This window comes from uncultured Microbulbifer sp. (assembly GCF_913055755.1).
Classification (GTDB): Bacteria; Pseudomonadota; Gammaproteobacteria; order Pseudomonadales; family Cellvibrionaceae; genus Microbulbifer.
The window spans coordinates 1-9,028 of the sequence record NZ_CAJXKH010000123.1; the positions used below are offsets into that span (position 1 = coordinate 1).

At 62.8% G+C, this 9,028-nt stretch carries 8 protein-coding genes and 1 tRNA gene; 5 read left to right on the top strand and 4 right to left on the bottom strand.

Going from position 1 to position 9,028, the window contains the following annotated elements:
* The 4 genes from QZ511_RS15415 to hemA form a co-directional block, all read right to left on the bottom strand.
* Positions 1 to 269, bottom strand: a 269-nt coding sequence (locus QZ511_RS15415; RefSeq protein WP_295803692.1) for a ThiF family adenylyltransferase, incomplete at its 3' end; no start/stop codon positions are given.
* Positions 262 to 1,095 (bottom strand): peptide chain release factor N(5)-glutamine methyltransferase, encoded by an 834-nt coding sequence (gene prmC, locus QZ511_RS15420; RefSeq protein ID WP_295803695.1) that lies wholly within the window; start codon positions 1,093 to 1,095, stop codon positions 262 to 264. The genes QZ511_RS15415 and prmC, both read right to left, overlap by 8 nt.
* Positions 1,096 to 1,101: 6 nt before the next feature.
* The gene (prfA, locus tag QZ511_RS15425; protein WP_295803697.1) at positions 1,102 to 2,187 is read right to left on the bottom strand and encodes a peptide chain release factor 1; all 1,086 of its coding nucleotides are present in this window, start codon (positions 2,185 to 2,187) and stop codon (positions 1,102 to 1,104) included.
* A complete protein-coding gene (gene hemA, locus QZ511_RS15430; RefSeq protein ID WP_295803699.1) occupies positions 2,187 to 3,488 on the bottom strand; it encodes a glutamyl-tRNA reductase in 1,302 nt (433 codons plus the stop codon). The genes prfA and hemA overlap by 1 nt, the downstream gene beginning before the upstream one ends.
* Before the next feature lie 407 nt (positions 3,489 to 3,895).
* On the opposite strand from hemA, the gene QZ511_RS15435 reads away from it, so the two are divergent.
* The 5 genes from QZ511_RS15435 (at position 3,896) to QZ511_RS15455 (ending at position 8,862) form a co-directional block, all read left to right on the top strand.
* The gene (locus tag QZ511_RS15435; protein WP_295803700.1) at positions 3,896 to 5,809 is read left to right on the top strand and encodes a tetratricopeptide repeat protein; all 1,914 of its coding nucleotides are present in this window, start codon (positions 3,896 to 3,898) and stop codon (positions 5,807 to 5,809) included.
* Entirely contained in the window at positions 5,793 to 6,452 is a 660-nt protein-coding gene (gene lolB / locus QZ511_RS15440; RefSeq protein WP_295803702.1) for a lipoprotein insertase outer membrane protein LolB, read from the top strand. Before QZ511_RS15435 ends, lolB begins: the two co-directional genes overlap by 17 nt.
* Positions 6,453 to 6,519: 67 nt before the next feature.
* Positions 6,520 to 7,401: a 4-(cytidine 5'-diphospho)-2-C-methyl-D-erythritol kinase gene (gene ispE, locus QZ511_RS15445; protein ID WP_295803703.1), complete on the top strand. Its 882-nt coding sequence runs from the start codon at positions 6,520 to 6,522 to the stop codon at positions 7,399 to 7,401.
* A 21-nt stretch (positions 7,402 to 7,422) separates the two neighbouring features.
* Positions 7,423 to 7,497: transfer RNA gene (locus QZ511_RS15450), tRNA-Gln, on the top strand.
* Between the two features lie 432 nt (positions 7,498 to 7,929).
* Positions 7,930 to 8,862 (top strand): ribose-phosphate pyrophosphokinase, encoded by a 933-nt coding sequence (locus QZ511_RS15455; protein ID WP_295803704.1) that lies wholly within the window; start codon positions 7,930 to 7,932, stop codon positions 8,860 to 8,862.
* The last annotated feature ends 166 nt before the right edge of the window (positions 8,863 to 9,028 follow it).

Below are 9,028 nucleotides of genomic sequence, written 5' to 3' on the forward strand. Positions count from 1 at the left end.
CGCTCGGCCGCAGAGGCGACCTTGTCACGGCCGATATCGACGGCGTGATGAATGATCTGCCGCTGCAGATTGGTCAAATCAACCTGATCCGGGTCGGCCAGCACCACTTGGCCAACGCCCGCGGCGGCAAGGTACAACGCGACCGGCGAGCCCAAGCCGCCGACCCCAACGATCAGAACCCGACTGTCCAGCAGCCGTTGCTGACCGTCGATATCGATCTGTGGCAGCAGTATCTGCCGGCTGTAACGCAGCAGTTGCTGGTCATCCACGCCATTGCCCTCCGGTTACCCGTTGCTGGCCACCGAGATCACGCCAGCTCTGAACCTGCTCAAACCCACGCGTGCCCAGCAGCTCGGCGACAGCGTCGGCCTGCTGCCAGCCGTGCTCCACCAGCAGCAGGCCGTCGGCGGCGAGGTAGGAGCGCGCCTGCGCGGCGATCTGGCGGATATCCGCGAGTCCCTGTTCGTCGGCCACCAGTGCCGAGCGCGGCTCGAAGCGCACGTCCCCCTCGCGCAGATGGGGGTCCTGGGCGTCGATATACGGGGGGTTGCTGACGATGACGTCGAAGTGCTGTGGCGGCACCCCGTCGAACCAGTCACTTTGCCGTACCTGCACATTGGCAAGCCCCAGCTGCTGGCGGTTTTCCTCCGCCAGCGCCACCGCCGCGGGCATCTTGTCCACTGCCAGCAGTTGCCAGTGTGGCTTTTCGGTGGCCAGCGCCAGGGCGATGGCGCCGGTGCCGGTGCCCAGGTCCAGTGCGCGCAGCGATTCCTGCGGCCGCAGTTCCAGCACCGCTTCCACCAGTACTTCGGTATCCGGGCGCGGTATCAGGGTGGAGCGATTGACCTTGAGTGGCAGCGACCAGAACTCCCGGTTGCCGGTCAGGTGGGCGACAGGCTCGCCGGCAATGCGACGCTCGAACAGGCGGTCGAACGCGGCCTGCTGCTCCGGTTCCAGTTCGTGTTCCGGCCAGGTGTACAGCCAGGCGCGGGATTTCCCCAGCAGGTGGCACAGCAGCACTTCGAGGTCGAGCCGCGGGCTGTCGCTTTCCGTGAGTTCCGCCGCCCGCAGCAGGTTTTCCTTTACGCTGGCCACGGCGGTTTACTGCTGCCCCAGTGCCGCCAGCTGGTCGGCCTGGTATTCGGTGCGCAGCGGGTCGATCACCTCTTCCAGTGCGCCCTGCATCACTTCGTCCAGTTTGTACAGCGTCAGGCCGATACGGTGATCGGTCACCCGGCCCTGGGGGAAGTTGTAGGTACGGATGCGTTCGGAGCGGTCGCCGCTGCCCACCAGGTTGCGGCGCGCATCGGAAATTTCCTGGGCGGCGGCGGATTCCTGGGCGCTGTTGAGCTTGGCCTGCAGCAATGCCATGGCCTTGGCGCGGTTCTTGTGCTGAGAGCGCTCGTCCTGGCACTCCACCACAATCCCGGTGGGAATGTGGGTCAGGCGCACCGCGGAATCGGTCTTGTTGACGTGCTGACCGCCGGCGCCGGAGGCGCGGTAAGTATCGGTGCGCAGGTCCGCCTTGTTGATTTCGATGGCGTCGCGCTCGTCCGGCTCCGGCATCACCGCCACGGTACAGGCGGAGGTGTGGATTCGGCCCTGGGATTCGGTTTCCGGAACCCGCTGTACCCGGTGGGCACCGGATTCAAATTTGAGTTTGGCGTAGACATCTTCGCCCGCGACACGGGTGATGATTTCCTTGTAACCACCGTGTTCACCGGGGTTTTCGCTGATCACCTCGATGCGCCAGCCCTGTTTCTCGGCGTAGCGGGAATACATGCGGAACAGGTCGCCGGAAAAAATCGCGGCCTCGTCACCACCGGTGCCGGCGCGGATTTCCAGGTAGACATTCTTGCGATCGTTGGGGTCGCGGGGCAGCAGCAGCGTTTGCAGTTCGTTTTCAAGCGGCTCCAGCTGGGCTTCCGCCTCGCGCAGTTCTTCCTGCGCCATTTCACGCATTTCCGCGTCGCTTTCGCCGAGCATTTCCCGGGCGGCTTCCATGTCGTCCTGCAGCGCCCGGAAGCGGCCGTAGCATTTGACCACTTCTTCCAGCTCGGAAAACTCCCGCGACAGATCGCGGAACTTGCCCTGGTCACTGATGATTTCCGCATCACCTAACAGTGCGGAAACCTCCTCGTGGCGCTCCACAAGGTTTTCGAGTTTCTGTTGAACCGAAGCTTTCATTACTTGAGTTTCTTGTTGTCCGGCGACGCTGCCGGACTTGGGGATAGGAATTCTTCTTCCGGCGCCAGGCCGATGATTTCCCGCGCTATGCGCAGGCGCTCGAGATCGCCCTCGGCGGTTGCCTGGCGCAGTGCCACCGTGGGCGCGTGAATCAGTTTGTTGGTCAGGCCGCGGGCCAGCTGCTCCAGCAGCTGCTCCGGATCTCCGCCGGCGCGCAACTGGATCAGTGCCTTTTCCAGCTCTTCCTTGCTCACCGATTGCGACTGTTGCCGGTAGCTGCGGATGGAATCCACCGCACGCAGACTGCGCTGTTCACGCATAAAGCCGTGGGCGGCCTCGTCCACAATCACATGGGCCGATTCCGCCGCCTTCTCCCGCAACCGCCTGCCCTCGTCGATCACCCCGCGCAGGTCATCCACGGTGTAGAGATAGACGTCGTCGAGCTTCGCCACCTGCGGCTCGATATCCCGCGGCACCGCGATGTCCACCATAAATACCGGGCGGTGGCGGCGCTGCTTGAGCGCGCTCTCCACCGCGCCCTTGCCCAGGATCGGCAGCTGACTGGCGGTGGAGCTGATCACGATGTCGGCCCGCGGCAGGTACTCGGGAATGTCCGCCAGCAAGATGGCCTCGGCGCCGAAGGTTTCCGCCAGCTGTTGCGCCCGGTGCAAGGTGCGATTGGCGACAATGAGCTTTTTCACCCCTTTGTCGAGCAGGTGGCGGGCCACCAGTTCGATGGTTTCACCGGCGCCGATCAGCAGCGCGGTCTGCTCCCGCAGGTCGGTAAAGATGCGCGAGGCCAGGGACACCGCGGCAAATGCCACGGAAACCGGGTTCTCGCCGATGGCGGTTTCGGTGCGCACGCGCTTCGCCACCGAAAATACCTGCTGGAACACGTTGTGCAGGGTCGACCCCACACTGCCCGCCTCCCGCGCCACCGCATAGGCGGACTTCATCTGCCCGAGGATCTGCGGTTCACCGAGAACCAGCGAGTCGAGCCCACAGGCCACCTGCATCATGTGCCGCACCGCGGATTCGTCCAGGTAGTGGTAGTGGCAGCCGCTCAGCTGTTCCAGCGGCACCTGGTGATATTGCGCAACCCATTGCAGTACCGCCTCCGGCGAAGCGTCCGCGTAGATTTCCGTGCGATTGCAGGTGGACAGGATGGCGAGTTCCGGGCTGTGCAGGGCCGCGCGGGCCTCCGCCAGGGCGCTGGGCATCACTTCGGGCGCAAATGCGACCCGCTCCCGCACCTCTACTGGCGCGCTGTCGTGATTGATTCCCAAAGCGAGGATTGGCATTCGGTACCCGTTCAGTGTGTTCTTGGTGGCGCCACGGGGCAATGGCGACGCCACCGGCGGCAAAAAGGGCGCATATTGTCCCGGGCGGCTGCCGGCCATGCAAGCGGTGAAAATCTATGCCCCTGATTGATCGGGAATACAGACGCCGGAGCGCCCCCGCTGTCCGTGGGGTCAGTGTAAATTGGTGCAGACTTTTCACCGCCTCCCCACCCGGGGCAAACGGCTCCGGAAATCGCAACTAGAATTATACGGCGATAACCCGGAAAAATACGCCATCCAGCGCCACCCCAACCGCCCCGGGCATGGGAATCCCCAGCAGCCGCGGGCAAAGACGCCAGCCTCTGGGGGCAACTTGCCCGCCAGACAGCGCGGAAGGGATACAGGCGCGAACGTACGGACACGTTTCTATGCATCCCAGATTTATGCGCAAGCTCCCGCTAGCCCGGGAACTCACCACCATCACTCACGCCACCTCCCCGACCCGACCTGGGCGAGGTGCGAGAATCGGCAAAACCGCGACCAACCTGCTGCTACCCGCGTGCCTGGCACTGCTTGCAGCCTGCGTGCAGCAACCGGCAATCGACAGCGCCAGCGGCGAAGCCGATGCAACCCCGACAGAGGCAGACGAGGTCAGCGTAGCCCTGCCCCAGGAGCCCACCAGCGCCGGCGGAGACCAGTCCCGGTCAGGGGACAGCGCCCGGGAGAGCCACACCCCCTTCCCGATCGAAACCTTCTATACCCTGCTGGTCGCCGAGGTCGCGGGGAACCGGGAGCAGTATGACCTGGCCCTGGCCAACTACTACTTCCAGGCGGAGCGCACCCAGGATGCGGGAGTCGCCGCACGCGCCACCCGCATTGCCCGCTTCCTCAATGCGCGCCGCGCCGCGCTGCGCTCCGCGCGCCTGTGGGTGGAGCTGGAACCGGACAACCCCGAGGCGCAACTGGCGGCCACCGCAGAACTGACCCTGGCCGGAGAAGTGCACAAGGCGCTGGAGCACGCCGAGCGGGCCATGGCCCTGGGGGGCGACGCGCCCCTGCAATCCGTTGCCGCCACCGCGGTATCCAGTGACGACATGGCCGCCGAGGTACTGCCGGACTTCCAGCGCATGTCACAAAAATACCCCCGCAACCATGAGGCCTCGCTGGCACTGGCAATGGTACTGCGCGCCAACAAGCAACTGGACCAAGCCCTGAAAATCACCCGCCTGGTGCAGGAACAGGACCCCGCGCTGCTCGACGCCCCCCTGCTGGAGTCCCACATCCTGATCGACATGGAACGCCAGGACGAGGCCCGCGCGCTCCTGGAAAACCTGGTTGACCTGTACCCGCGGGAAAGCCGCCTGCGCCTGCAATACGCCCGCCTGCTGATACGTGAAGATCTGGACCTGGCACAGCAGCAATTCGCGGAACTGGTCAAGCAGCGCCCGAACGACGCCAACCTGATTCTGTCCCTGGCCCTGATCCAGTATGAAACCGATCAGTTTGACGCCGCCAAGCCGCTGCTGGAAAAACTCCTCGCCCTGGAGGAGCACGAATCCGCAGCGCATTTCTATCTCGGCGGTATCGCCGCGCAACAGAACCGGGCGCAGGATGCGGTTGTCCACTATCGCCTGGTGCGCCCCGGCAGCGACTACGTGCAGGCCATCGCCCAGGGCACCAACCTGCTGGCGGCCAGTGGAGACTTCAAGGAAGTCGGCATCTGGTTCGATGAACTCCGCCAGCGCCACCCCACCCAGCAGGAGCAGTTCTACCTGATGCAGGCGGAACTGCTCAGCAAACACAACCAGCTGCGCGAAGCCCGCGACGTTCTCACTGCCGCACTCGCCAGTGAAGATGCCAGCAGCCGTGTGATCTATGCCCACGCCATGGCCAGCGAACAGCTGGGCGACCTTGAGAATTTTGAACTGGGTTTGCGCAAGCTGTTGTCCCGCGATCCGGATAATGCGAACCTGCTCAACACACTGGGCTACAAACTGTTGTCGTACGACGACCGCCTGAATGAAGCCATGGTGTTGATCGACAAGGCGTTGAGCCTCAGCCCCGATGATCCGGCGATTATCGACAGTATGGGCTGGGCGCATTTCCGCCTGGGCAACTACAGCGAAGCGGTTGAGTATCTGCAACGGGCACTGGAATTGCTGGACGATCACGAAATTGCCGCACACCTGGGGGAGGCCCTGTGGGCAATCGGACAGCACCAGCAGGCCATGCAGATTTGGGAAGCCGGGCTGAAGAGCAACCCGGAAAGCAAAATAATTCCTGCCGCCATGCAGCGACTGCAGGATCAACAACGACTGGAACAGCATGTTACCGAAAGCTGAACTTTTCTCCGCACCGCGACTTAACCAGTACCGCAAACGGCTGGGCGCATTTGCAGCGGCGCTGTCGCTGCTCGCAATCGGTGCCTGCAGCACCCAGCAACAGCAACCGCCGGCGCCCGAGCCCGCAACCACAACTGCGCAGCCCCAGTCCGCAGCGGCACTGCTGCGCTGGGAAGCGAACGGCAAACTCGGCGTGCGCTCGCCCCGCGAGAACGGCAGCGCCAATATGACCTGGCAGCAGGCCAACAGCAATTACCGCATTCACCTCAGCGGCCCCCTCGGTGCCGGCGCCACCCTGATCAGCGGCTCCCCTACCGGCGTCAGCCTGCAGCGGGGCAGCGACCCCGCGGTATTTGCCGCCGACCCCAGCGAGCTTACCGAACAGATCATGGGCTGGCCGCTACCGGTCGGCGAAATGTTTTACTGGGTACGGGGTTTACCGGCTCCTGGCGCGGTGGCCGGCAAGCAGACCAACGCCCAGGGACTGCTACAGAGCCTGACCCAGGCCGGCTGGCAACTGCGGTTCAGCGACTACCAGAAAGTTGGCGCTTACCTTCTACCCACCCGCATCAAGGCGGCCACCAATCAGGCCGCGGGCCCGGTAAACGTAACGCTTGTCATCAAGGAATGGCTGCCCAAGTAAGCAAGCCTTAGCCGCCCTCGCGGTCTGCTGATAAACTCCCGCTTTTGTTTCAGCAGACCGCCGCCCCATGCCCAACCTGCAGCTTTCCGCCCCCGCCAAACTGAACCTGATCCTGCGTATCCTGGGTAAGCGCGAAGACGGTTACCACGAATTGCAGACGGTGTTTCAGCTGCTGGACTTCGGTGACACCCTCTCCTTTGCCCTGCGCGACGACGACCGCATCCTGGTCGAGTGCCCGGGCCTCTCGGTCCCGATGGAGGAGAACCTGATCTATCGCGCCGCCACACTGCTGCGGAAAAGCACCAGTGGTCGCCAGGGCGTACACATCAAACTGGACAAGGTGCTGCCAATGGGCGGCGGTATTGGCGGCGGCAGCAGCGATGCGGCAACTGCACTGCTGGGCCTCAACCACCTGTGGCGCTGTGGACTTTCCCAGGACCAGCTGGCGGAACTGGGACGGCAACTGGGCGCGGATATCCCGGTATTCGTGCGCGGTCACTCCGCGTGGGCGGAGGGCGTGGGAGAGAAGCTGACTCCGGTGTGCATCGACCCCCAGTGGTATTTGGTGCTGTTCCCACCCTGCCATATCAGCACTGCGGCACTCTTTTCCGATCCGCGTTTGACAAGAGATTCCGCCGCAATTACATTAGCGGCCCTTCGCGACAGGCGGCTGGATAAACACTGGCTCGGCGAGCACGCCGGCAACGATTTTCAGCCACTTGTAGAAAGCCTCTACCCCGAGGTGCGGCAAGCCCGAGAGTGGCTGGCGCAGTTTGGCCTGGCACAACTGACAGGAACCGGTGCATGTGTATTTGCCGGTTTTGCGTCGGAAGCCGCAGCACGAGAAGTGTTTGCACAAAGGCCCGCAGGGTTGGATGGCTTTGTTGCCGCGGGTGTCGATGAATCACCTGCACACAGGCAGCTCGCGAAATTTGCAGCCAGCGTCTAAATTGATCAGCTGCAACATTGCTGGGGTGTAGCCAAGCGGTAAGGCAGCGGGTTTTGATCCCGTCATGCGTAGGTTCGAATCCTACCACCCCAGCCATATTTTCAGGTTGGCAGTGAGTCTGGCGAAAGCAGCGCACTCTGACAGGTTCGAGCCGAAGCTGGCGCAGCCAGCGGAGACCAGCGAGCCGCAGGCGAAGCTAATCCTACCACCCCAGCCACTCTTTAAGTTTTCATCAATTCATCCCTGAATTGACGAAAAGACGCTTAACGCGGCACATATCCGCGCTAAGCTCCCGACAAATCAGCTGCGCTGATTTGCGGGCGGGCCATCCTTGGCCTGCTTCGGAGCACTCGGTAGCCACCGAGTAAATACCGGGCGAAAAACCCACGCCTTTAAAACCTTGCACCAATGGTCGCCCAATGAAACGGCATCACTCTATCCTGCAAGCAGTTCTCGCTCCAAAAACCACCTGAATTTCACTACTATCTTCTACTCCCAACGAAAAAGGTACTCGCAGTGGCTGACTTAATGGTCTTCACCGGCAACGCAAACCCGGAACTGGCACAAAAGATTGTTGAGCATATGGCGATACCGCTCGGGGAGGCGGTGGTCAAGCGTTTCTCCGACGGTGAGATCGCAGTGGAAATCACCGACAACGTGCGCGGCCGCGACGTTTTCGTGGTGCAGTCCACCTGCCAGCCCACCAACCGCAACCTGATGGAGCTGATCCTGCTGGTAGACGGTCTGCGCCGCGCCTCTGCCGGCCGCATTACCGCGGTGGTGCCCTACTTCGGCTACGCCCGCCAGGATCGCCGGGTGCGCTCCCAGCGTGTACCCATTTCCGCCAAGGTGGTTGCCGATATGATGGTGAGCGTGGGAATCGACCGGGTTCTGACCGTCGACCTGCACGCGGAGCAGATCCAGGGCTTCTTTGATGTGCCGGTAGACAACGTATACGGCTCCTCTGTTCTGCTGGACGATATCGAGCGCCAGAATTACGAGGATCTGGTGGTGGTTTCTCCGGATATCGGTGGTGTGGTGCGCGCCCGCGCGGTGGCGAAGAGCCTGGACTGCGACCTGGCGATCATCGACAAGCGCCGCCCTGCAGCCAATGTGGCCGAGGTAATGAATATCATCGGTGAGGTAAACGACCGCACCTGCCTGTTGGTAGACGACATGGTGGATACCGCCGGCACCCTGTGTAACGCGGCCAACGCACTGAAAGAACACGGCGCCAAGAAAGTGATCGCCTACTGTACCCACCCGGTTCTGTCCGGCAAGGCGATCGACAACCTGAATAATTCGGTGCTGGATGAACTGGTGGTCACCGACTCCATCCCGCTGGGCGACAAGATGGAGAAGGCACCGAAGATCCGCCAGCTGACCCTGTCTGCGATGCTGGCCGAATCCATGCGCCGCATCAGCAACGAAGAATCCCTGTCGGCGATGTTCCGCTCCTGATCCGGGATTACTGATAACCCGGTGGCGGCATGGTACCGGGCATCCGTTTTCAGAACCGCTGTGTATACATCCCTGTACGCTGCGTCGGCGACGTCCCTGTCGCCGACGCTTCTGAAAACGGATGCCCGGCACCCTGCCTTCACACCCAGAACACACCTCCGTAGCC

Bases quoted from the DNA above. Each gene is read 5' to 3' on its own strand.
- prfA (WP_295803697.1), bottom strand. From the start codon at position 2,187: ATGAAAGCTTCGGTTCAACAGAAACTCGAAAACCTTGTGGAGCGCCAC.
- hemA (WP_295803699.1), bottom strand. From the start codon at position 3,488: ATGCCAATCCTCGCTTTGGGAATCAATCACGACAGCGCGCCAGTAGAG.
- QZ511_RS15435 (WP_295803700.1), top strand. From the start codon at position 3,896: ATGCATCCCAGATTTATGCGCAAGCTCCCGCTAGCCCGGGAACTCACC.
- lolB (WP_295803702.1), top strand. From the start codon at position 5,793: ATGTTACCGAAAGCTGAACTTTTCTCCGCACCGCGACTTAACCAGTAC.
- ispE (WP_295803703.1), top strand. From the start codon at position 6,520: ATGCCCAACCTGCAGCTTTCCGCCCCCGCCAAACTGAACCTGATCCTG.
- QZ511_RS15455 (WP_295803704.1), top strand. From the start codon at position 7,930: ATGGTCTTCACCGGCAACGCAAACCCGGAACTGGCACAAAAGATTGTT.